We start from the raw sequence: 22,832 nt of genomic DNA, 5'->3' as shown, positions 1-22,832 counted from the left end.
TTGTTAAGTATCTCTTTCTATTATATATGAGTAGGTGTAAAAAAACATATTCAAAAGACTTAGTCCTCTTTTCCTCTTCACATGACAGCTCAAATAGCAGTATTCTTTATTTTTCACTCGTCTCTAACTGTGTTCCGACATCTCTTACAAACCTTTGAATGAACGACAATTCTTCTTCTGTATACTGATTGAGAAGAAAGAGCCATTTCTCCTCAGCTTGTTGATGCAACTTCTCATGAGCTCTATAGATTTCCTTTCCACTCTCTGTCAAACGAAAGAATAGTTCTTTTTGATTCTCTAGCATCTTCATCTTTTCAACATACTGTTTGTTAAATAATTTGGTACAAATTTTAGAAATGGCTCCTTTTGTCATTCCCATTTCTTCCGTAATCGCTGTTACATTCATTAAACCTTTTTTTCCGATACATTCGATAACATGTAGTTCGGATAACGACATCTCCCCCACACCTGTCTCCTGAAGAAAGCGGGTATGATTTTCTTTCATATGTTCTTCTTTTTTATGAAAAAGTGTCCGAATGTCCGAAAGTATTTCCCTTTGCTTTGCTGCACGATCCAATCGATTCGCCTCCGTTATATTATATATGTTTCCATAGAAACAATTTAACTCTATATTATTTTAAATTTATTTTTTCATCTTTACAAGGAATAAAATCATGATACAATATATTTAGTTTCCAAGGAAACTAAATAAGGAGGTTCTACTATGAAACAGGCGTTATCTTCAATACAATTACAATCTATTTTATACACTGTTTGTTTTAGTGCTCTATTAGGATCTTTGGCTCAAAATATTTATACACCTATTTTACCAATCATTCAAACTACCTTTCACACTTCGCTCTCCCTTGTTCATTTAACCGTTTCAATTTTCACTTTCATTCTCGCAGTGATGCAACTCATTTATGGTCCACTCATTGATATGAAAGGCAAAAAATATATTCTAATTCCTAGTCTATGCATCGGAACCATTGGCGCAATCGGCTGTTCTTTTGCAACAAACATTTATGTATTCCTTATATTTAGAATAATCCAAGCGATCGGAATTGCTGCCATTCCGATTGTAGCGGCCACCATTATTGGTGACTTATTTGAAGGGACAGAACGCGGAAAAGCGATGAGCCTTTATCAAACGATCCTTACCCTCGCTCCCACTATCGGTCCACTGGTCGGTGGCTATCTTGGGAACATAAATGGGCATGTATCTGTTTTTCTATTTTTATCTATAACTGGCATATTTTTATCCGTTGCCAATATCATACTACTTCCTGAAACAAAACCATCTATACTTACAACAACTAAAAAAATCAGTCTTTATTGGGATCTTTTCAAACATAAAATTGGTCTCTCTATTGCACTCATTGGCTTTATGCAATTTTGTATATATTTTTGTTTTCTCGTTTTTCTACCTAGCATACTCACAAATGTATTCCATCTAAATGTGCATGAAATTGGAATGATGTTTGTACCGATGGCTTTATGCATGATGTTAGGAAGTTATTGCTATAAGTTTTTCCAAAGATGGCTCTCGCCAAAACAAGCTTTACTAATTACTAGCTTTTTCAATATCCTATGTATTCTCTTATTCTCCTTCACATATGATATAAATATCCTCATTCTTCTTATTACTATATCCCTATACGGTTTTAGCATGGGGATATCGCTGCCCACTCACACAACTTTATTAACAGAAGAATTTATAAAGGAGCGGGCAACTGCAATTGGGATGTACAATTTCATTCGGTATATCGGAATGAGCACAGGTCCCATAATTGGTGGGTTTTTATTTTTTCCGCAAAATTACTTTTGGATTTTCTTCACAGGAGCAATGCTATTTCTCATCATCGCCTTATATGTAAGGAAGCAACTAACGAGAAATAACGAAATATAACATAAAAGGAATGTTCAAATAAAGTGAAACTTTAATCAGTGGGAGTTTTCTTCATCCCCCACTGATTAATAGCCCTCACCAATCGGGCTATTAATCTCCCACCTATCTTCCTTGCTTCTCTCTGAATCTTGAGATGGGAGTCTTACTGCCCTAAAATAGCGGGATAACATGTCTCACTACTACTGAACATTCTCTTTTTTTACTTTCTTTGATCAGCAACAATATGAATATCGATATACTTCGTTTCCCTCATGATTTCATTCACAATCGAACCTTTGCAAATTTCTTCCCACCTCGTTCTTGCAGATTGTCCAAGCACAATTTGTGTAACTTGTAATCGTTTTGCGACATCAATCATAACAGCAGCTGGCTTTCTCCCCTTTGCCTCTTCTAGTAGAAATGTTGCCTCAAACTGTTTCGTCAATGCTTTCCATTCAGCAATGATTTGTCCTCTTCCCGCTGAAATAGATGCTATATTGCCTCTTTCTACATTTAATACAAATAATTCAGCATTTAACCGATTCGCCATCCGCCATCCACGTCGAATTAATTTTTCTGCCGCCAAACTATATTGCACACAAACGAGAATCTTTTCTTTTACACCAATCGGTTCCATGAGCGATTGGCTCATTTTCTCATCCATATCATCAGCAATTTCTCTCAGCGATAATTCCCGTAAAGCTCCCAAATTATTAATAGTAAAAAAATGTTGCAAGCTTTGCTTAATTTTTTCTTCCTTATATATCTTTCCATCTCTTAACCTTTTCCGTAACACTTCTGGCGTGACATCAACAAGTTGAATCTCATTTGCTTTTTGTAAAATACAATCAGGAATACGCTCTCTTACTTTTATGTTTGTAATCTGTTCTACAATATCATGAACACTTTCTAAATGTTGAATATTAAATGCAGATAATACTGATATTCCTGCCTCTAATAGTTCTTCTACATCCATATACCTTTTTTTATGTTTCGCTCCTGGAATATTGCTATGAGCAAGTTCATCTACCACGACTACTTGCGGTGCTCGCTTTATAATTTTCTCTACATTCAGCTCATAAAATCGCTTTCTTTTATACTCTATTTCTTGTAAAGGAATCATTTCTAAATCTAAAATGGCCGCTTCCGTTTCTTTTCTCCCATGTGTTTCAACCAGTCCAATAACAACATCTAGCCCCTCTTTCTTCATTTCATGTGCATCAAGCAGCATTTTATAAGTTTTCCCAACACCAGGTGCTGCCCCGACGTATAATTTTAGTTTCCCTCTATTCATTCGCCGTATTTCTTCTAAATAATCTTTTGGCGACCTTCTTTGAAATTTTGGCTCATATTCTTCAGCGTACATATTTTCACTCCTTTACAAAAGGAAGCTACCTCAATCAAATCGGATTGAGGTAGTCTATTTTTTATTGTATTCGTTTTTTGACTTCCATATTTAACTGTAAAACATTCACACGCTCTTCCCCATATAATCCAAATGCACGACCTTCTGTATGCGAAGCAATGATATCTTTTAACTTCTCTTTCGAAATTTTCGTTTCTTTTGCAACGCGATCTACTTGTGCGTATGCCGCTTTAGGACTAATATCCGGATCCAGCCCTGAACCTGAATTTGTTACGAAATCTATTGGTACTTCTCTTACTGGGACAGAAGGATTATCTTTCTTCCATTTCTCAATACTTTCTTCTGTACGTTGTCGTAACTCTGGATTAGAAGGCGCATAGTTATTTGACCCAGACCCTTCCGCTTTATAGGCAATACTTGATATACGTCCATGAAAATATTTTGCGGAGGTAAACTCCTGTCCGATTAGTTTAGAGCCAATGATTTCCCCTTTCTCATATATTAAACTTCCATCTGCGTTATCCTTCATTACCCCTTGTGCAATTCCAGTTACCATAGCTGGATAAATCAAACCACATAGAACAACAAGCACTCCAGTTAAGCGAACAACAGGACCAAATACATTTTGTTTCTCAGTCATGTGTATACCCCCTTCTCTATGAAATGAATCGTCCGACGACTAAATCAATCAATTTAATCCCGATAAATGGTACAAGCACACCACCAAAACCATACATAAATAAATTACGAAAAAGTAGCGTATTGGAGCTCATCGGTTTATATGCAATTCCTTTCATTGCGAGTGGAATCAACATCGGAATGATGATTGCGTTAAAAATGAGCGCTGACAGAATGGCAGAAAGCGGTGAGTGCAGTCCCATTATATTAAGTGCCTCCATTTGCGGAATCGCAACTGTAAACATCGCTGGAATAATCGCAAAGTATTTTGCTACATCATTTGCAATACTAAATGTCGTTAATGCACCGCGCGTCATTAATAACTGTTTTCCAATCGCAACCACTTCAATAATTTTTGTTGGATTAGAATCTAAATCAATCATATTTGCCGCTTCTTTTGCTGCTGCGGTACCGCTATTCATTGCAAGACCAACATCCGCTTGTGCGAGCGCTGGTGCATCATTTGTCCCATCACCTGTCATCGCAACTAATTTACCTAATTTTTGCTCTGCTTTAATAACAGCTATTTTATCCTCCGGTTTACATTCAGCCACAAATTCATCTACCCCTGCTTCTTTTGCAATCGTTGCCGCTGTTAACGGATTATCCCCCGTACACATCACCGTTTTTATCCCCATTTGTCGAAGCTGTTCAAAACGTTCACGCATACCAGGTTTCACAGTATCTTTTAAATAGATTAAACCGAAAATTCGATTTCCCACTGCAACTACAAGTGGTGTACCACCCTCTTTGGCGATTACATCTGCTTTTTGATGTAAATCGTTTGGAACCTTTCCTCCTTGAGACTGCACCCACTCAATAACGGCCCCAACTGCCCCTTTTCTTACTTTTTCCCCGCTATTTAGATCCATGCCGCTCATCCTCGTTTCAGCTTTAAAAGGAACAAATTCTCCTGTCTCTGCCTCAGATGCATTGTAAGAAATTCCTTTTGATTGTACGTAATCCATAACGGAACGTCCTTCCGGTGTTTCATCTAACACCGAGCTAAGTGCCGCCCATTTCGCTAATTGTTCCATTGTCTCATTTCCGACAGGCAGTAAAGCATGTGCCATCCGGTTCCCAAATGTAATCGTACCTGTCTTATCTAAAATGATTGTATTAATATCCCCTGCTGCTTCCACTGCTTTTCCGCTCATTGCGAGTACATTAAACTTTGTTACACGATCCATGCCAGCAATCCCAATTGCGGATAATAGTCCGCCTATTGTTGTTGGAATTAAACAAACGAGTAACGCAACAAGAATGGAAGTATCAATTTGAAATCCTAAATAATTTGTAAATAATGGAAGCGTTACAACTACAATGAGAAAGATGAATGTTAAACTTATTAATACTGTATTTAATGCTATTTCATTCGGCGCTTTTTGACGCGTTGCCCCTTCTACTAATGAAATCATTTTATCTAAGAAAGATTCGCCAGGATTACTTGTAATTTGAATCGTAATTTCATCACTCACAACCATCGTACCGCCTGTCACAGAGCAAAAATCACCGCCCGCTTCCTTCATTACTGGTGCTGATTCACCTGTAATTGCCGATTCATCTACAGATGCTAAACCACGAATAACTTCCCCATCACCTGGAATCATTTCTCCTTGTTTTACAAGAACGATATCACCTTTTTTTAAACGAGATGCTGAAACCCGAGTAATTTCCCCATTTTCCTTTACGACATTCGCATAAACATCCTTTTTCGATTGCTTTAATGAATCCGCTTGCGCTTTCCCGCGTCCTTCTGCCAATGCTTCTGCAAAATTTGCAAAAAGAACTGTGAATAAAAGGACAAATGTAACTGTTATATTGAACCATAACGGAACATTTGTTGATAAACTCGGTACAACCGATAAAAGAAGTGTAATAAAAAATCCGATTTCGACAACAAACATAATTGGATTCTTTATCATTTGCTTTGGATTTAATTTCAAAACTGCTTGTTTGAAAGCATTTAATACAATATCACGATCCATTGTTTTCGCACTCCTTACTTCACCATCTTCTCTTTTTGAAGATGGCATAACCTGTACATGCTTCCCTTTTGCTATCACTGGCCTCATATTGATTCCCCTCGCTTCGTTCTTATAGAGTCAGAAACTCTGCAATTGGTCCTAAAACGAATATTGGAAAGAACGTTAACGCACCGACGATAAAGATTGTGCCAACAAAAATCCCTCCAAATAACCCATTATCCGTTCTGAATGTTCCGACTGTTTCTGGTACAACTGTTTTTTCTTTTAAAGATACCGAAACAGCGAGCATTGTTATTAAGCTGAAGAAACGTGCTCCATACATCACAAGTCCAGTTGAAATATTCCAAAATGGTGTATTATCTGCCAACCCTTCAAAACCAGAACCATTATTTGCTGCTGATGAAGTAAATTCATAGATTACTTGTGTAATACCATGAAATCCTGAATTTGTAATCGCTTCTGTACCAAAATGGGTAGAAAACGCAACTGCCGATGCCCCAAGAATTAATAACGGTTGAAATAATAATGTAACAGCAATAAGTTTCATCTCTTTTCCCTCTAGCTTTTTCCCAAGAAACTCTGGCGTACGTCCAACCATCAACCCTGAAATAAAGACAGCAATCATCGCATACATCATCACGTTAATAAATCCTGCTCCAACGCCGCCAAACACCGTATTTAAAAGCATGTTCACAAGTGTAAGCATCCCTCCAAGCGGGGTAAACGTATCATGCATCGCGTTCACACCACCTGTTTCCGATGCTGTCGTAACCGTTGCAAAGAGTGCTGTCATGATTGTACCGAATCGAACTTCTTTTCCTTCCATATTGCCTTGTTCATGATTCATGCCAACTTGATTTAAAACGGGGTTTCCTTGTAATTCAGTTGTAACAACCATACCAAATCCAATGACAAACATCATGAGCATTGATACAAATAAAATTCTTCCTTGCTTCTTACTACCAATCATTCTTCCATATGTGAATGGCAGTGATGTTGTAATAAGCATCATAAGCATCATCTGTAACACATTCGTAATTGCTGTTGGATTTTCAAAAGGATGTGCAGAGTTTACTCCAAAAAATCCACCACCATTATTTCCTAGCATTTTTATAGATTCTAATGAAGCAATTGGTCCTCTCGGAATCACTTGCTTTGCTCCTTCAATCGTTTGAGCAACTGCGCTGCCGCTCAATGTTTGCGGCATTCCTTGCGCGACGAATATAAGTGCCATAATAAATGCAAGTGGCATTAACACCCTTATAATCGCTCGAACAAAATCAACAAAGAAGTTTCCTACTTCTTTTCCAGCTAACCCTCGAATAAATGCAATTGCAAATGCCAATGTTGTCGCTGGCGCTGTAAACATCATGAACGTAATCCCAATCATCTGCGCTAAGTATGATAATCCACTTTCACCGCTATAATGCTGTAAATTCGTATTCGTCATAAAGCTAATCGCTGTATGAAATGCAAGTGTCGGTTCCATTCCCTCTACTTTACTTGGGTTTAATGGAAGAATGCCTTGCAACCTAAAAACAAGATATACAAACAAAATCATACAAGCATTCGTAAATAACATCGCAAATACGTATTGGATCCAAGTTTGATTCTTTTTCTGAATGCCACCTACTTTAAAGATGATACCCTCTATCGGACCAAACACTTTCTCTAACGTTCTATTCCCTTGAAACGCCTTTTCTACATATGTTCCCATTGGCTTTGCAAGTAGTATAAACAATACTATCGTTACGATAGCTGCAACCCATGTTACCATTACTTCTTCCTCCTAGCTTAGAACTTTTCTGGATTTAATAACGCATAAACTAAGTAACCTGTAATAAAAAGTACTACGGCCGAAAGTATAATCGTCATTTCGATTTCCCTTCTTTCACAACTTTATCCGACCATTTTGCTAGACCAATCATGGAGAATACGAGTAGAATACAAAATCCAATTATCAGAATATCTAACATGTTTATCCCTCACAAAATGTATTTTTTTACCATTAAATCATCAAAAAAGAACACTGAGGCTCTACTCAGTGTTCAAAAATGAACAACACAAAAGTAAACCTCCTCTCCAAACGCTTACGAAGTTAGCTGTCGGATTCGGGCCTAAAGAGTAGCCCTACTTTCATAAAGAAAGATTCACCCCAAGTGACAATGCACAAAATTGGTTCCCCCGCTCCAAATCATTGGACTCAGCGATATAAGGTTGTTTTTGGAAATTTTTATAAATAATTTATGAGAGTAAATATACTCCTCTATTTTTGACTTGTAAAGGACGAAATTACTGAAAATAGTAAAATTTCTTATCATTTAAGCGTTTACATTACTTAATATGATTATTTTATCATCTGTTTTCTTATCTTTTCTTTCTTTTTCGTGAAAATAGCTTGTTACATAAAAAAGAAAAGAGCGACTATAAAGACACTTTATAGTCGCTCAACCCTTTATTTACTCCATAAAAATGCTCGTAAACTTCTCCCTCGAATATAAACTTGTGACAATTCTGCATGTAACTGCTCATATTCGATAATATCCTTCTCTAAATACAAATTATCTCTTGATAGCAATATCATATACGGCCTTGGAAAAAGAGGATCTAGCGCAGCTAATTCTTGAATTCTCTCTAATGATACCGCCCAGCGATTTGCTATATCGGCAAGTAATAATACTTTCATTTCCGCTCCCTCCGCTCCAAATCATTGGACTCAGCGTTACAAAAACAGATTTTGGCTGATATCATACTCCTAAATATGGAAATTGTAAACAATTAAAAATAGTGAACGATGTTCTGAATATCCTCGAAAACAAATAAAATTTTTTAATATATTATTTAACAAAAGTTATTCGTCATCATAAAAAAACAGGAACCAATTAGCTCCTGTTTTCTAGCACTCTCATCTGAAATATTTACATGCGTACTTCTCGACGTTTATATGCAAAATGGTTCGTTGGTCCATGACCGTTGCCAATGTTTAATGGCTCTGCAATGGCACTACTAATAAATTGTTTCGCTTCTTGAACGGCATCTTTCATATCGTATCCTTTGGCGAGTCCTGCCGTTACAGCAGAGGCAAATGTGCAACCGCTACCGTGTGTTTGTTTTGAAGCAATTCTTTCGCTTTTAAATTCAATGAATTGCTCGCCATCGAATAAGAAATCAATAACTTCACTTCCTTGATACTCTGCATGTCCACCTTTCATAAGAACATACTGAGCACCTAATGTATGCAATACTTTTGCAGCCTCTTTGCTATCTTCTATATTATGAATCTTAATACCTGTTAACACTTCTGCTTCTGGTACATTTGGCGTTATAACAGTGGCGATCGGTAGTAAATGTTCTTTCAATGCATTGACCGCTTCTTGCTGTAATAGTGAAGCTCCGCCTTTTGCAATCATAACAGGATCTAGAACAATATTATTCCAGCCGAATTTTTTAATATGCTCTGCAACAACTTGAATAATTTTACCACTAAATAACATTCCAAGTTTCACTGCATCTGGTGTTAAATCGTCACCAATTGAATTCAATTGCTCTATAATTCCTTCAAGCGAAACAGGATATACCCCTTGAACACCGAGTGTATTTTGAGCAGTAATGGCTGTAATCGCCGTCATTCCGTACACACCAAGCTCTTGGAACGTTTTCAAATCCGCTTGAATTCCGGCACCGCCACCGCTATCAGATCCAGCAATAGTTAATGCTTTATTTACTTTCATCTCATTCACTCCTTTTATCCAAAATAACGATGATAGATTGTTTTCGCTTCTGCTATCTCTTTCGTTCCGTGCACAAGAACGCGCCCGTCTTGAAAAGCAACAAGCCGCTTTCCGTCTGCACGAAATGATAATAAATATGGGTTCACTGTTAAATCAGCTACGCGGTCATGTAACAGTTCTTTATATCTATGAAAATCAAGCTGTTCTTTATGAGGCGGACGAATTTGAACTGTATTTCTACCGCATAAAACAGCCGTTTTTGACGTATTCTCTTTATTTAAATATGGATAGATTGCTTTCTCACCACAAGATGGACAATGATCCTTTTTCAACTTCTGTACATTCATACAGGAATATTCATTTTTCCATACATCAAATGACACGAGACCGTCCCGAAGCGCTTTATAATCTTCTACTAAAAGTTTAAGAGTTTCTGTTACTTGATGCGAAACAACGATCGATACAGCAGGTGAAATAATACCTGCTGTATCACATGTTGCTCCGCCAAGTGGGATGGATTGTAGTAAGCAAGATAAACACGGTGTCTTTCCGGGCAAAATAGTATAAGAAAGACCATAACTCCCTACACAAGCACCATAAATCCATGGGATCGAATATTTTTGTGATATATCATTTACAATAAAACGTGTTTCAAAATTATCAGTCGCATCAATGATGACATCGACATTTGTGACAAGTTCTTCTAGCTCTTCTGCAGTTACATCTTTGACAAAAGCTTCTACCACTACACTACTATTAATCGCTTTCAAACGCTGTTTTGCCGCGACAGCTTTCGGAAGATGGTTCTTCACATCTTCTTCAGCGTATAGTTGCTGCCTTTGCAAATTACTCCAATCAATATAATCGCGGTCCACAATCGTTACCTTGCCAACCCCCGCTCTTACAAGCATTTCTGCATTGGCGCTACCAAGTGCTCCTGCACCGATAATGAATACATGCTTTTCTCCTATCTTTTGTTGCCCCTTTTCTCCAATTGAGGAGAATAGCTCTTGACGAGAATATCGATTATTCAACTACACTCATTCCTTCTAAAGGACTGCTTGCTGTTGCAAAGCGTTTCCGTGCAATACGTCCTGCTTCAAATCCTAAACGTCCTGCATGAATACCTAGTTTCATTGCTTCCGCCATTTTAATAGGATCTTTCGCACCAGATACAGCTGTATTTAATAACACACCGTCTGCCCCTAATTCCATCGCAAATGCTGCGTCAGCTGGACTCCCAACACCTGCATCTACAATAACGGGTACAGTTGCTTGTTCAATAATAAAACTTATATTTAATGGATTTACAATACCAAGTCCTGAACCAATTGGTGACGCACCAGGCATAATCGCATGAACACCAAGTTCTTGTAGTTTGCGAGCTAATACAACATCATCTGATGTATAAGGAAGAACGATAAATCCTTCTTCAAGAAGCATTTCAGATGCTTTTAACGTCTCTACTGGATCTGGCAATAACGTTTTATCATCACCAATCACTTCTACTTTTACCATGTCACATAGACCTGACGCTTTTGCTAACTTTGCAATACGAACCGCTTCTTCAGCCGTTTTTGCCCCTGCTGTATTTGGAAGTAATGTGTAGTTTTTTACATCAATTTTTTCTAATAAATTCGGTTGCTGTGCATCAAATATATCCATCCGGCGCACTGCAAATGTTAAAATTTCCGCTTCTGATACTTCGATTGCTTTTCTTTGCACGTCATAATCAGAAAATTTTCCTGTTCCTAATAAAAGTCTAGATTTGAATGTGAATGGTCCAATGTTTAACATAATCAACCGCCTCCTACGAAAGTTACAATCTCAATTTGATCGCCATCAAAAACGGAAGTGTCTTGATGGTCTTCTTTTTGCAGAATATCTTTATTGCGCTCTACCACAACAATCTTTGTATCCAATCCTAAGTGAGTAAGCAATTCTGCTACCGTTTTAATATGTTCTGGCACCTCTACTTGCCTACCATTAATTTTCAAATACACGCTTCCATCCCCCTTCTAAACTGACTTTGAAAGCAATGAATCTAACAAATGATTATTTTGTTTTCCTTCTATGATATCGGCCATATATTGTCCAGAAATAGGACTTAATAAAATCCCATTTCGGTAATGACCTGTACAAGCATATAATCCTTTTATTTCCTCATGCTCCCCCATATAAGGAACGTCATGATTTGATTGCGGACGAAGCCCTGCCCATGTGGTTTCCCACTCCGCATCTTTTAAAGCTGGTAAAATTGAATAAGCACGTTCTAATATCGAAGTGATACTTTCTGATTGTACAGATTTGTTAAATGTATAAGGTTTCATTGTTGCTCCAATTACATAGCGACCACCACGTTTTGGCGCGATGTAAAATCTTTCTTGGAAAACCGGAGCCCTTACTAATGGCTTCTGACTTTTTACTGCGACTACTTCCCCTTTTACAGGATAAGTACCCCAATCTCTATGAAAATATTGAAGTAGTTTTGTACTCCATGAACCACCTGCAATGACTACTTTTTCACATGAAATAAAGCCCTCGCTCGTAACAATTCCAGACACTCTATTTTTGTCAACTTGAATATCAAGTACTTCTGTTTGTTCATATATATCAGCACCAGAAATGGCCGCAGAGTGTGTGAACGCTTTCGTTAGTTCTGGCGCAATCACATGACCATCTTTTGGATAGTAGACAGCGCCGATAATGGAGGAAGAAAGAAACGGTTCCTTTTGGCGAAGCTCATCTCCTGTTAGAAAATAAGATTCCTCACCTGTTTCTTGTTGCCAGTTCATTATATTTCGTATTCTCGTTTTCTCCTCTTCATTTTGAGCAATCCGATATATCCCTTTCTCTTCATATCCAATATCAATTCCCGTTTTTTCTCGTAAAGCCTTTGCAAGTTGCGGAAATATTGCACGGCTTTCTCTAGCAAGTTCAAAGAGCGGATCGTATGCATCCCATTCCGCCTGTACCCCAAGAAGTCCTGCCGCTGCTTTTGATGCTTCCGAAGCAATTCTTTGCTTCTCAACAATTGCAACTTCGTAACCTCTTTCTGCTAGAAAATGTGCAATTGAACTACCAATTACACCACCGCCAATAATAGCTACATCATACTTCTTATTCATGATTTTCCGCCCACTTTCTTATGATTTCCTTGTACAATCTTGCTTTCTCGTATGGATTACGATCGCTTACAATTCCAGACATAACTGCAATACCACTCACGCCAGATTTAAGAACTTTTGCTGTATTTTCAGGTGTTATTCCTCCAATAGCTGTAATCGGTATTGTTAACCGCCTTGCCATATCTGAAATTTCTTCGAGTCCTCTTGCTGGAACGCCTTTCTTACAGCTCGTTGGAAATACATGACCATAAACAAGTGAATCCGCTCCATTTTTGAACGCTACGATTGCTTCTTCTAAAGAATGTACAGAATAACCAACATGCAAATAAGAAAATTTCTCTTTCACAGATTTCACATCTGCGCTGCGGTATCCTAATTGTACGCGCGGAATATGTAATAAAATTGCAATATCAATTCGGTCATTGATTACCAGTTTAGATGCGGGAAAGCCTCTTTTTAAGAGACCTTCCACACCTTCATACAACTCTTTCGTACTTTTCTCCCGTTCACGAATATGCAAATAATCAATCTCACTCTCCATTTGCATCGCTACATTCGTCAGCTCTTCAAATGTCATTTGACCATTTGAAATGACATGAAGTTCATTTTTCATACACATTCGCCTACTTTAAAATGTTTTCAAATAATTCATCAGCTGGAACAATCTCTTTTGTCATTCCTTTTTCTTTCAACCATTTATTTTGTTTTTCCCATGACTCTTTTGAATCTGATAAAAATGGCTCATCTTTTGTTCCCATTTTTTCTAATAAAATTTTCATGCTCTCCTTCTCAACTTCAGGGACGAGTGGGAAGTTTTCCTTTTCTTGATGATCTAATAAAATGTTAAGAGCCTCATCTGGATTTTTTTTCATAAATTCATATCCTTTTTTCGTACCACGTAAGAAAGCTTGCAGAGCTTCTTTATCCTTTTTCAACGTTTTCTCTCCTGTAACAAACACAAGCTCATGATAATTTGGCACGCCGTAGTCAGCTGGATTAAAGTATGCTGGCTCGTGACCTTGATGACGCATGACAGGAACTTCATGGTTAATATATGCCCCTGTGACAGCATCTACTTTTTTCGTAATTAATGCTGGTACTAAATCAAATCCTACATCGACTACTTTTACATCGCCCGGATTCCCACCATCTTCTTTTACCATTGCTTTTAAATACGCTTCACTTAAAGGTGTTCCAGAATAACCAACTGTTTTTCCCGCTAAATCTTTTGGTGACTGAATACCTGCTGACTTTAATGAAACAATATGGTTTAACGGTGAGCGAACAACCGCCCCAATTGATTTCACAGGAATTTGTTCATTTGCCTTTGCAATAATTACATCTGGTTGATAATATAAGCCCACTGTCACTTTTCCTGTTGCTGGTAATGTTAAAGGATCAGTTGGATTAGAAGGGAATTTTATATTTACTTTTACACCTTCTTCTTTAAAATACCCCTTCTCGATTGCTGCATAGATAAAACTATGCACCGCATTTGGATACCAATCGAGCATCACCGTAACTTCTTTCTCCTTTTTTTGCTTATCTGACGATGAATCAGTAGAACATCCCGCAATCATTGCAATGAATAAAGTAAACACAAAGATGTATTTGAATAATTTCATGAATGTTTCCTCCAACTAATAAATTTCTTTTCTAATATAGAAACAAGTAGGACAAATAAAATAGCAAGTAATGATAAAAGGACAATTGGCGCAAAGACTCCCGCCCCATCTAACTGCGTCATCATTCGCTTACTAAAGTAGCCTAAGCCAGCTTGCGCTCCAAGCCACTCACCAATTGCTGCACCGATAACGCTAAGCGGAACAGCAATCTTAAGCGCTGAGAAAAAATAAGGAAGTGCAGATGGCAACTTTAATTTTAAAAAAATATCTTTTTTCGTTGCGCCGTATGTAACTAACAGCTCTTCCCAATCCTTTTTCGTACTGCGCAATCCATCGTACATATTGACCGCAATCGGGAAAAAGGTAATTAAAACCGTCACAACAACTTTGCTCCAAATAGAATATCCAAACCATAAAACAAATAATGGGGCCAAAGCGGTAATCGGTATTGTTTGTGAGGCAACGAGTAACGGATAAAAAGCTCTTTCCATCCATTTACTCGCATTCATTGCCATTGCAAGCCCAACACCAAGGACAACAGAAATTGCGACACCGATAAAAACGACATACAACGTTGCTGGTAAATGAACCGTAAAGAGTATGTCACGCAGCGCCCACATTTTCGCTATAATTGCAGTCGGTGCTGGCAAAATATACATTTCATCTACAATTCTAGCTCCCACTTCCCAACTTACGAGCAATATGCCACTTAATATACATGCAGGCAGTAGCTCTCTCATTTTCTTCATATGAGCACCTGCCCTTTTAACATGCTAAGTAGTTCATCCTTTAACGCTAGTACCTCTGGCCTGTGTAAGTCTTTTCTTGTCCGGTCTTTCTCAAGTGGAACAACACGCTCTGTTAACGTTGTAAGGGGCTGCGTTGTCACAATGAAGATTCGATTCGAAAGAAACAGCGCCTCCTCTACATCGTGTGTAATAAATAAAATTGTTTTTTCCCACTGTTTCCATTGTTCAAATAACCATTCTTGCAATGTTGCCTTTGTTAATGCATCCAGCGCACTAAAAGGTTCATCTAACAATAAAATATCTCCACCTGTTAGTAATGTTCGAATAAACGATACTCGTTGTCGCATTCCTCCCGACAAGTCTTTCGGGTACTTTTGTGCGTATCCTTGTAATCCAAATTGCTCTAAAAGTTCTTTCGCTCTTCTTTCAGCTTCTGTTTTCTTAATTCCTTGACATTCTAAAGGAAGGGCTGCATTTTCAATAATCGTTCTCCATGGCAAGAGCATATCTTTTTGTGGCATATATCCTACAGGATGACTCTTTGTTTCCATCAGTTGAATTGTTCCAGCCGCTGCATCTTCTAATCCTGTAATTAAGCGAAATAATGTACTTTTGCCACAACCACTCGGCCCGATGATGCTAACAAATTCTTGTTCCTTGATGGAAGCATCTAAGTCCTTTATAATAGGCTTTTCATCATAATGAAAGGAAACATTATGAAACTGTAGTATGCTCTTTGTCTTCAAAACCCCACATCTCCTTGCGATATGCCATATCCCAGAATAAATATTCAAAGCGGCTGGAATATAGGAAAATCTCTTCTAAGCGGGATAATTCTTGTTCTGTTTTTCCTTCAGCTAGTTCGTTTAATAAATCGATTAACCAAATGCAAAGATTCCCATACTCTTCTGAGCTATACCCTTGAATCCATTCCCCAAAGAACTCATGATCTCTTGCTCCTGGAATATCATTTAAACGTTTTCCAATTTCCCAATAACTCCACATACACGGAAGCAGCGCTGCAATAAGCTCAGCCAATGTACCATTTTGCGATACTGACATCATATAGTTTGTGTACGCTAAGTTTTTAGCTGATGGCTTCGCTGCTTCTATCTCTTCTATAGAAATTCCAAGACGCTTTGCATACTGTTTATGAATTGTCATTTCTCCATTTAAAATGCCATCGATTTGTTCCGCAAATTTTGCCATCACTTGTGGATTCGTTGCTTTTACAACACCAATTGCATAAATTTTTGCATAATCTAGCAAATATAAATAATCTTGTATGATGTAATATTGGAACTTATCCTTTTGTAACGTGCCATCTCCCATCCCCGTTACAAAAGGATGATTATGACTTTTTTCCCAAACAGGCTGCACTGCTTCAAATAATCTGTCACAAAATTTCATATATATTTCCCCTTCCTTTATATCTTTTTATCCAAATAAAAAACCACTCCTATATAAGAAGTGGCTATAGCAAATAAAAATATACATATGCATTGCTCCACTTCCCTTCGCTAGTATTACCTAGATCAGGTCCATAAGGGTTAAGGTTCATTCCTCTCTCAGCCTATCAAGCACCCCTAGTGGTATCCGTTATGAAATTATAAAATAAAAAAGCCCCGTTTCCATGCGCAAAGAAACGGGGACTTATACTTTCGTCCAAATTGCTTCCCTACGCTAGCATAACCTAGATCAGGTAATAAAAGGATCAAAGACTTACGGCCTTACTCTCAGTTGGCAACACCAACTCTCCTAGCACAATATAAAATTACCATTGTCAGTATAACACCGTCATCAAGCTTCAGCAACTATTTTAATTTTCTTAATTATCTACTTAATATACTGTTGCTAGAAACATAAATCAGTTGAGGTTCTCCATCCCTGTTATTATTCTCCTCTTTTTTGATTTCACATGGCATCGCACAATTTTCTCATTAAAAAGCAAACTTCCATACACTTAACATTATTTTTCTATTGATTTCATATTACATTTATGTGAATAAGCCCCACTCGATTCTATCTTTATACTATAATAAAAGGTACAGTATTACATCTAGAGGAGGCCTTGATTATATGAACTTGAGAGCTACAGCTTTAACAGCAACTACTGTCGCAATTGCTTCCTTACTTCCTTCTGTAACAGAAGTAGATACGCAGACAGCTGCTGCACAGCAAACATCAAAAGCAAAGACTGGCTATGTGAAAGTAGATAAAGTAGACTTATATCCAACTACAAATGTTAACAATGATTCAATCGGTAGCATCCCCTATAACACTCCTGTTACCATTCTTGAAGCAGTTCACGACTGGTATAAAGTAAATATTCATAATCAGATCGGTTACATAAAAAAAGATGCTATTACATTTACAAAATCTAGTAAGCAAAACGAGCAATATATTGTACATGCAAATGCGTTAAATGTTCGTTCTGAACCGAATACAGAATCTTCTATTCTTGACGTATTACCGAATGGTAAGTTCGTTGCAGTTCAAGGAACAGAAGGAAATTGGTATAAAATTTTTCACAACGGCCAAATTGGATATGTACAAAAAGATTTTGTATCTAGCGGTTCAAAACCTTTAGTAAAAGGAATTACCGTGCAAAACAAACCTACCTATACCGTTGCTACTCCAAAACTGAACGTACGTAGTAATGCAGGATCGAATAGTACGATTATCGGCTCTTTACAAAACGGTACACAAGTTCAGGTTGTAGAAACAGTCGGAACTTGGTATAAAATTCGCTTCGGCACAGCGTATGGCTATGTAGCCAAACATTATATCATCCAAAATCAAGCGCAAAACAAAAAGACAAATCCTTCTATCCCAGCTGTTTTTAAATTTCCGACACAAGGAAAAATTAGTTCAACGTTTGATATGCGCTGGGAACAAATGCACTATGGAGTAGATATTGCTGCACAAGGGAATGTTTCTATTCATGCAGCTGCTTCAGGAAAAGTTGTGAAGTCTTATTATTCAGCGAGTTATGGTAATGTTGTTTTCGTTGCTCATCGGATCAATGGAAAATTGTATACAACCGTTTATGCTCATATGAAAGATCGCGCTGTAAAAATCGGAGACACAGTACAAGTTGGACAACTATTAGGACATATGGGAAATACAGGACATTCCTTTGGACAACATCTTCATTTTGAATTACATAATGGAGAATGGAATTTTGAAAAAACGAATGCAGTTGATCCACTGCCATATTTAGTTAGGTAAATACTATGCCACGCAATATCCCATTCATGATTGAATCTATAGCCTTCTTTGGCTTAATTTGTTGTTTAATTATTTATAATACAAGTATTGTATTTTTATCTATTATTATTACTTTTGTTATTTTAGAAATTATGATGGAAGCATTTCAAATTCGTCTGAAACAAAAAATTGCTCATATTTACGTTATACTTTTTCTTTTAAGTGCTTTTATAACAAACGTAGTAAGTGGTGGCTTTTATCTATCTTCCATATTCCCTGTGTTCTTCTTAGGAGTCTTACTAGTTGTGTCCCAATATATTAATGTTCCTGATAAACAAAAGAAACAAGAAAAACAAAAGCATCAAGGAATCTAGAAAGAGGAGACAACTCACTTTCTTTGATGTATAAGAAAATACAGGCTGCTAGTTCATACTACTAAGCAAAAAGGATCTCATGTAAATTGAGATCCTTTTTGCTTATATATTTATCCCGCATTAACGGGCAGCCCGATTGGTGAGGGCTCATAATCAGTGGGGGATGAAGAACCACCCACTAATTAAAGTTTCACTTTATTTTAGCCACACGCATATTTCTCATAAATGAAGCTTAAGTTATACTTTTTCTCTAGACTCATTCTCTGTTCATCGTCACACCAGTAAAATAAAATATCATGGATAGTTGCATAACGTTTGTTCTTTAAAAACACCTTAAAGAATGATGGTAAACAATCATGTAACTGTATAAAAATATAATTCCGTAAGATTTCTTCCTTATATTCAATCCCTTTACATACATGCAAGAGTTCTTCATAATAATATGCATGCTGAGGAACTTGAATCATTTCAAAGAATGGTATGTAAGATAATAGCTTACCAATAAAGTGTCCATAGCGGTTCATAATCTCTATTGTCATATGTTCCATCATTTCTTTCATAACATATAAATAATCATCGACATGTGTTGTTTTTAATGGGTCAAGCCGATCTGATATTTGTGAAATGACAGCTCTTTGACATGCAATAACAGCATGATTAGGACCATAGTACGAAAGAAAATCTGTGCATTTACGATATTTTCTTAATAAATCAAATGTGTATAAATCACCTAAATATGTATTGCAATATATTGCTAGATTCATCATATCATCATTTAGTTCTTTTTTAGAAAGAGATTTTGCTTGTTTACATAGGTAAAAGAATGTGAACTCTAAAACTTCTTTATGAGATACTAATTCTCGATATTCTTCTATACATTTTTCATTAAATTTTACTCTTTTCCAAATCACTGCATCTTCATTTTTTAATTCCCCAACACGGTACTTAATAATTAAATAGTTTAAAGCAACAATTTGTGTTATAGAATCCCACGTTTCATACTCCATTGAAGTATGTACAAATTCATCTAACCTTTGATTTACCATAAATGTATATGCTTCTTGATACCAACCAATCTCTTGGCATAAACGAACGATACGCACCAATGTAGGAATCTCATCTTTATGAAATTGAGGTAATTCTTTTACTTTGTTCATTCCATATAAAATGAATGGAATTAAATTTTCTTCTTTGTAAAACTCTTTTTCTTTCCATACTAGAAGTGTTCTCTCTTTCTCCTCACCTTTCGGACGACAAGGTACAAGTAAAGAAAATAAATCAGCAAAATCTTTTGGTTCCACATATGTATCAATCACCAAATTCCAATTCGGATTGCCCTGCACAGCTTTCATATAACTCCCCTTCCAGTTTTCCTTTCTATATAAACACGCTAAAGTTTGTTAATAATAAAAACTCAACAAATATTGCTATATTCAAAATCACTCATAACCCTTATATCTATTAGTATATCATTTTTTATCGTGATAAAAATTAAGAATAAAAATTTTAAAAAACTTTTCAAATATAGCAATGATCTTTGAATTTTATTTCAGATACATTACACTCACAATTCCTTTTCATTCTAATTGCAAGAATAATGTATCTGATTCTCATTTTTCATTCACCAAAGTTTCCATAATTATCTTAAAGTTCGTGTGATCCTTTTGTATGCTCTGATATTTCACCTAAGGCAAAACCAGCTTGATCATCAGCTGCTTCTACTGTTGCTAAATCTCCTAACGCTAACATTCCAACGAGTATCCCGTTCTCTACTACTGGCAATCTTCTCACTTGATGTCTTGCCATTAACTCTGTTGCCTTCTCAACCGGGTCGTTAGGTGCTACTGAAACAATATTTGTGGTCATCACATTTGTAATTTTATTAGACCCTGGATGCTTCTCGGCAATTCCACGAACAACTAAATCGCGATCTGTAACAAGACCAACAACTTGATTGTTATCGACGACCGGAATCATACCAATTTCTTCTTCTTTCATTTTAACAGCTGCTTCATACACATTATCTAAAGGCGTACATTGTACAATATTTGTACTCATCAGATCTCTTACAAATGGCATATTATTTGTTCCCTCCTTTTAATACATACCATAGTTTTCCCAAAATCCCTTTATTTATTTCAAATACTTCAACTTCATATTTGTTTAGATTTACAACATCGTATGTAAAAGGAGAAAGTATACGTAACATAAGAAAAAAGAGTCAGCAATTATGCTGACTCTTTTTATGACCCGTACGGGATTCGAACCCGTGTTACCGCCGTGAAAGGGCGGTGTCTTAACCACTTGACCAACGGGCCATGGCTCCGCAGGTAGGACTCGAACCTACGACCGATCGGTTAACAGCCGATAGCTCTACCACTGAGCTACTGCGGAATATGATGATGGGCCTAAATGGACTCGAACCATCGACCTCACGCTTATCAGGCGTGCGCTCTAACCAGCTGAGCTATAGGCCCATATTTCTAAACAGGGGCAGTAGGAATCGAACCCACACCGGAGGTTTTGGAGACCTCTGTTCTACCGTTAAACTATGCCCCTAAACGATGCCGGCTAGAGGACTTGAACCCCCAACCTACTGATTACAAGTCAGTTGCTCTACCAATTGAGCTAAGCCGGCTCGCTAATTCAAAATAATGGCTCGGGACGGAATCGAACCGCCGACACGAGGATTTTCAGTCCTCTGCTCTACCGACTGAGCTACCGAGCCTTATGTAATGGCGGTCCCGACCGGGGTCGAACCGGCGATCTCCTGCGTGACAGGCAGGCATGTTAACCACTACACCACGGGACCATTTGGTTGCGGGGACAGGATTTGAACCTGCGACCTTCGGGTTATGAGCCCGACGAGCTACCAGACTGCTCCACCCCGCGACAATATAAATTTTAAAAATAAGGAGGTAGAGGGATTCGAACCCCCGCGCGACTCTCGCCGCCTGTCGGTTTTCAAGACCGATCCCTTCAGCCAGACTTGGGTATACCTCCATGAAGGTAATATACATTATATAATAATCTTTATAAACTATTAATGATTCCATTTCAATAACAATAAAATGGAGGAGGTAGAGGGATTCGAACCCCCGCACGGCTCTCACCGCCTGTCGGTTTTCAAGACCGATCCCTTCAGCCAGACTTGGGTATACCTCCAATAATAAGAAAAGTGGAGCCTAGCGGGATCGAACCGCTGACCTCCTGCGTGCAAGGCAGGCGCTCTCCCAGCTGAGCTAAGGCCCCATAATATTTTAAAATATCGGGAAGACAGGATTTGAACCTGCGACCCCCTGGTCCCAAACCAGGTGCTCTACCAAGCTGAGCCACTTCCCGAAAGAAAACGCGCCCGAGAGGAGTCGAACCCCTAACCTCTTGATCCGTAGTCAAACGCTCTATCCAATTGAGCTACGGGCGCACATGGTGCCGAGGGCGGGAGTCGAACCCGCACGGTGGTCACCCACCGCAGGATTTTAAGTCCTGTGCGTCTGCCTGTTCCGCCACCCCGGCATGTCATGTTTGGAGCGGAAGACGGGATTCGAACCCGCGACCCCAACCTTGGCAAGGTTGTATTCTACCACTGAACTACTTCCGCAAGACATGTTATAAATATTTTATTAAAAGTGCGGGTGAAGGGAGTCGAACCCCCACGCCAAAGGCGCCAGATCCTAAGTCTGGTGCGTCTGCCAATTCCGCCACACCCGCATATTCTTTTAAATGGTGAGCCATGAAGGACTCGAACCTTCGACCCTCTGATTAAAAGTCAGATGCTCTACCAACTGAGCTAATGGCTCTTAAATGGCTGGGCTAGCTGGATTCGAACCAGCGCATGACGGAGTCAAAGTCCGTTGCCTTACCGCTTGGCTATAGCCCAATAATTAAGAATGGTGGAGGGGGGCAGATTCGAACTGCCGAACCCGAAGGAGCGGATTTACAGTCCGCCGCGTTTAGCCACTTCGCTACCCCTCCGACATATTGTGGTGGAGGATGACGGGATCGAACCGCCGACCCCCTGCTTGTAAGGCAGGTGCTCTCCCAGCTGAGCTAATCCTCCATTTGCCTGGCAACGTCCTACTCTCACAGGGACAA

The 22,832-nt window shown here is 38.1% G+C and carries 23 protein-coding genes, 20 tRNA genes and 3 riboswitches; of the genes, 3 read left to right on the top strand and 40 right to left on the bottom strand.

All coding sequences use genetic code 11. The features are described 5' to 3' along the window. Positions 1-106: 106 nt before the first annotated feature. A complete protein-coding gene (locus MR063_RS15820; RefSeq protein ID WP_242199311.1) occupies positions 107-577 on the bottom strand; it encodes a MarR family transcriptional regulator in 471 nt (156 codons plus the stop codon). Between the two features lie 147 nt (positions 578-724). Here MR063_RS15820 and MR063_RS15815 point away from each other — a divergent pair, with 147 nt between their 5' ends. Then, complete coding sequence (locus tag MR063_RS15815; protein WP_242199310.1) at positions 725-1,909, top strand: MFS transporter; 1,185 nt, start codon at positions 725-727, stop codon at positions 1,907-1,909. A gap of 199 nt (positions 1,910-2,108) precedes the next feature. Here the strand turns inward: MR063_RS15815 and kdpDN are convergent, their stop codons facing one another. The 17 genes from kdpDN to tenA all read right to left on the bottom strand — a co-directional run bounded on the left by kdpDN (position 2,109) and on the right by tenA (position 16,563). Further along, the gene (kdpDN, locus tag MR063_RS15810; RefSeq protein ID WP_242199308.1) at positions 2,109-3,254 is read right to left on the bottom strand and encodes a KdpD-like non-kinase potassium sensor; all 1,146 of its coding nucleotides are present in this window, start codon (positions 3,252-3,254) and stop codon (positions 2,109-2,111) included. 61 nt (positions 3,255-3,315) lie between these two features. After that, positions 3,316-3,894 (bottom strand): K(+)-transporting ATPase subunit C, encoded by a 579-nt coding sequence (gene kdpC, locus MR063_RS15805; RefSeq protein WP_242199299.1) that lies wholly within the window; start codon positions 3,892-3,894, stop codon positions 3,316-3,318. A 16-nt stretch (positions 3,895-3,910) separates the two neighbouring features. Next, positions 3,911-6,007, bottom strand: coding sequence for a potassium-transporting ATPase subunit KdpB (gene kdpB, locus MR063_RS15800; protein WP_242141816.1), 2,097 nt, complete (start codon positions 6,005-6,007; stop codon positions 3,911-3,913). A 22-nt stretch (positions 6,008-6,029) separates the two neighbouring features. Then, positions 6,030-7,697, bottom strand: coding sequence for a potassium-transporting ATPase subunit KdpA (kdpA, locus tag MR063_RS15795; protein ID WP_048721402.1), 1,668 nt, complete (start codon positions 7,695-7,697; stop codon positions 6,030-6,032). A 17-nt stretch (positions 7,698-7,714) separates the two neighbouring features. Next, positions 7,715-7,795: a K(+)-transporting ATPase subunit F gene (kdpF, locus tag MR063_RS22210; protein ID WP_048721399.1), complete on the bottom strand. Its 81-nt coding sequence runs from the start codon at positions 7,793-7,795 to the stop codon at positions 7,715-7,717. Beyond that, entirely contained in the window at positions 7,792-7,896 is a 105-nt protein-coding gene (locus tag MR063_RS15790) for a hypothetical protein (RefSeq protein WP_048721397.1), read from the bottom strand. Before MR063_RS15790 ends, kdpF begins: the two co-directional genes overlap by 4 nt. Positions 7,897-7,993: 97 nt before the next feature. Beyond that, a riboswitch (cyclic di-AMP (ydaO/yuaA leader) is annotated at positions 7,994-8,139 on the bottom strand. A 236-nt stretch (positions 8,140-8,375) separates the two neighbouring features. Then, positions 8,376-8,606: a hypothetical protein gene (locus MR063_RS15785; protein WP_242199288.1), complete on the bottom strand. Its 231-nt coding sequence runs from the start codon at positions 8,604-8,606 to the stop codon at positions 8,376-8,378. Between the two features lie 232 nt (positions 8,607-8,838). Further along, entirely contained in the window at positions 8,839-9,651 is an 813-nt protein-coding gene (gene thiD / locus MR063_RS15780) for a bifunctional hydroxymethylpyrimidine kinase/phosphomethylpyrimidine kinase (RefSeq protein WP_242199285.1), read from the bottom strand. A 14-nt stretch (positions 9,652-9,665) separates the two neighbouring features. Next, complete coding sequence (locus MR063_RS15775; protein WP_242199282.1) at positions 9,666-10,685, bottom strand: thiazole biosynthesis adenylyltransferase ThiF; 1,020 nt, start codon at positions 10,683-10,685, stop codon at positions 9,666-9,668. Then, on the bottom strand, positions 10,678-11,448 hold the full coding sequence (locus MR063_RS15770; protein WP_242199280.1) for a thiazole synthase: 771 nt from the start codon (positions 11,446-11,448) through the stop codon (positions 10,678-10,680). The genes MR063_RS15775 and MR063_RS15770 overlap by 8 nt, the downstream gene beginning before the upstream one ends. A 2-nt stretch (positions 11,449-11,450) precedes the next feature. Beyond that, entirely contained in the window at positions 11,451-11,654 is a 204-nt protein-coding gene (gene thiS / locus MR063_RS15765) for a sulfur carrier protein ThiS (protein WP_242199269.1), read from the bottom strand. 15 nt (positions 11,655-11,669) lie between these two features. Beyond that, a complete protein-coding gene (thiO, locus tag MR063_RS15760; protein ID WP_242199266.1) occupies positions 11,670-12,779 on the bottom strand; it encodes a glycine oxidase ThiO in 1,110 nt (369 codons plus the stop codon). Next, positions 12,772-13,392, bottom strand: a complete 621-nt coding sequence (gene tenI, locus MR063_RS15755; protein ID WP_242199255.1) for a thiazole tautomerase TenI — start codon at positions 13,390-13,392, stop codon at positions 12,772-12,774. The genes thiO and tenI overlap by 8 nt, the downstream gene beginning before the upstream one ends. A gap of 10 nt (positions 13,393-13,402) precedes the next feature. After that, the gene (locus MR063_RS15750) at positions 13,403-14,404 is read right to left on the bottom strand and encodes an ABC transporter substrate-binding protein (RefSeq protein WP_242199252.1); all 1,002 of its coding nucleotides are present in this window, start codon (positions 14,402-14,404) and stop codon (positions 13,403-13,405) included. Next, entirely contained in the window at positions 14,401-15,153 is a 753-nt protein-coding gene (locus MR063_RS15745) for an ABC transporter permease (protein ID WP_242199248.1), read from the bottom strand. Before MR063_RS15745 ends, MR063_RS15750 begins: the two co-directional genes overlap by 4 nt. Continuing rightward, positions 15,150-15,899: an ABC transporter ATP-binding protein gene (locus MR063_RS15740; protein ID WP_242199218.1), complete on the bottom strand. Its 750-nt coding sequence runs from the start codon at positions 15,897-15,899 to the stop codon at positions 15,150-15,152. Before MR063_RS15740 ends, MR063_RS15745 begins: the two co-directional genes overlap by 4 nt. Continuing rightward, positions 15,868-16,563 carry a thiaminase II gene (gene tenA / locus MR063_RS15735; protein ID WP_242199215.1) on the bottom strand — a complete coding sequence of 232 codons (696 nt, stop codon included), beginning with the start codon at positions 16,561-16,563 and terminating at the stop codon, positions 15,868-15,870. Before tenA ends, MR063_RS15740 begins: the two co-directional genes overlap by 32 nt. A gap of 85 nt (positions 16,564-16,648) precedes the next feature. Beyond that, a riboswitch (TPP riboswitch) is annotated at positions 16,649-16,751 on the bottom strand. Positions 16,752-16,811: 60 nt separating this feature from the next. Beyond that, positions 16,812-16,923, bottom strand: a riboswitch (TPP riboswitch). A gap of 309 nt (positions 16,924-17,232) precedes the next feature. Between tenA and MR063_RS15730 the strand changes: the two genes are divergently transcribed. Together MR063_RS15730 and MR063_RS15725 are read left to right on the top strand one after the other, a co-directional pair. Continuing rightward, positions 17,233-18,384, top strand: coding sequence for an SH3 domain-containing protein (locus MR063_RS15730; RefSeq protein ID WP_242199214.1), 1,152 nt, complete (start codon positions 17,233-17,235; stop codon positions 18,382-18,384). A 5-nt stretch (positions 18,385-18,389) separates the two neighbouring features. After that, positions 18,390-18,737 (top strand): hypothetical protein, encoded by a 348-nt coding sequence (locus tag MR063_RS15725; protein WP_242199210.1) that lies wholly within the window; start codon positions 18,390-18,392, stop codon positions 18,735-18,737. Between the two features lie 200 nt (positions 18,738-18,937). Here the strand turns inward: MR063_RS15725 and MR063_RS15720 are convergent, their stop codons facing one another. From MR063_RS15720 to MR063_RS15615, 22 genes are all read right to left on the bottom strand, one after another. Next, positions 18,938-20,089: a DUF3965 domain-containing protein gene (locus MR063_RS15720; protein ID WP_242199207.1), complete on the bottom strand. Its 1,152-nt coding sequence runs from the start codon at positions 20,087-20,089 to the stop codon at positions 18,938-18,940. 292 nt (positions 20,090-20,381) lie between these two features. After that, positions 20,382-20,816, bottom strand: coding sequence for a CBS domain-containing protein (locus MR063_RS15715; protein WP_242199204.1), 435 nt, complete (start codon positions 20,814-20,816; stop codon positions 20,382-20,384). Between the two features lie 167 nt (positions 20,817-20,983). After that, a tRNA-Glu gene (locus MR063_RS15710) sits at positions 20,984-21,055 on the bottom strand. A gap of 1 nt (position 21,056) precedes the next feature. Next, positions 21,057-21,131 (bottom strand) — tRNA-Asn (locus tag MR063_RS15705). A gap of 9 nt (positions 21,132-21,140) precedes the next feature. Beyond that, a tRNA-Ile gene (locus MR063_RS15700) sits at positions 21,141-21,214 on the bottom strand. An 11-nt stretch (positions 21,215-21,225) separates the two neighbouring features. Beyond that, a tRNA-Trp gene (locus tag MR063_RS15695) sits at positions 21,226-21,296 on the bottom strand. A gap of 6 nt (positions 21,297-21,302) precedes the next feature. After that, positions 21,303-21,375: transfer RNA gene (locus MR063_RS15690), tRNA-Thr, on the bottom strand. A gap of 17 nt (positions 21,376-21,392) precedes the next feature. Further along, positions 21,393-21,465, bottom strand: a tRNA-Phe gene (locus MR063_RS15685). Between the two features lie 8 nt (positions 21,466-21,473). After that, positions 21,474-21,549: transfer RNA gene (locus MR063_RS15680), tRNA-Asp, on the bottom strand. 3 nt (positions 21,550-21,552) lie between these two features. Continuing rightward, positions 21,553-21,629: transfer RNA gene (locus MR063_RS15675), tRNA-Met, on the bottom strand. Between the two features lie 21 nt (positions 21,630-21,650). Next, positions 21,651-21,740: transfer RNA gene (locus MR063_RS15670), tRNA-Ser, on the bottom strand. Positions 21,741-21,809: 69 nt separating this feature from the next. Continuing rightward, positions 21,810-21,902 (bottom strand) — tRNA-Ser (locus MR063_RS15665). Positions 21,903-21,916: 14 nt separating this feature from the next. Beyond that, positions 21,917-21,989: transfer RNA gene (locus MR063_RS15660), tRNA-Ala, on the bottom strand. Between the two features lie 16 nt (positions 21,990-22,005). Further along, a tRNA-Pro gene (locus MR063_RS15655) sits at positions 22,006-22,079 on the bottom strand. An 8-nt stretch (positions 22,080-22,087) separates the two neighbouring features. Next, positions 22,088-22,161, bottom strand: a tRNA-Arg gene (locus tag MR063_RS15650). Positions 22,162-22,164: 3 nt separating this feature from the next. Next, positions 22,165-22,253, bottom strand: a tRNA-Leu gene (locus tag MR063_RS15645). Positions 22,254-22,263: 10 nt separating this feature from the next. Further along, positions 22,264-22,338, bottom strand: a tRNA-Gly gene (locus tag MR063_RS15640). Positions 22,339-22,367: 29 nt separating this feature from the next. After that, positions 22,368-22,448, bottom strand: a tRNA-Leu gene (locus MR063_RS15635). A gap of 13 nt (positions 22,449-22,461) precedes the next feature. Further along, a tRNA-Lys gene (locus tag MR063_RS15630) sits at positions 22,462-22,537 on the bottom strand. 5 nt (positions 22,538-22,542) lie between these two features. Then, positions 22,543-22,617: transfer RNA gene (locus MR063_RS15625), tRNA-Gln, on the bottom strand. An 11-nt stretch (positions 22,618-22,628) separates the two neighbouring features. Then, positions 22,629-22,712, bottom strand: a tRNA-Tyr gene (locus MR063_RS15620). Between the two features lie 9 nt (positions 22,713-22,721). Beyond that, a tRNA-Val gene (locus MR063_RS15615) sits at positions 22,722-22,797 on the bottom strand. Positions 22,798-22,832 lie beyond the last annotated feature (35 nt).

This window comes from Bacillus cereus group sp. BfR-BA-01492 (genome assembly GCF_022662815.1).
Taxonomy (GTDB): Bacteria; Bacillota; Bacilli; order Bacillales; family Bacillaceae_G; genus Bacillus_A; species Bacillus_A cereus_BD.
This window is presented reverse-complemented; position numbering and strand designations above follow the sequence as displayed.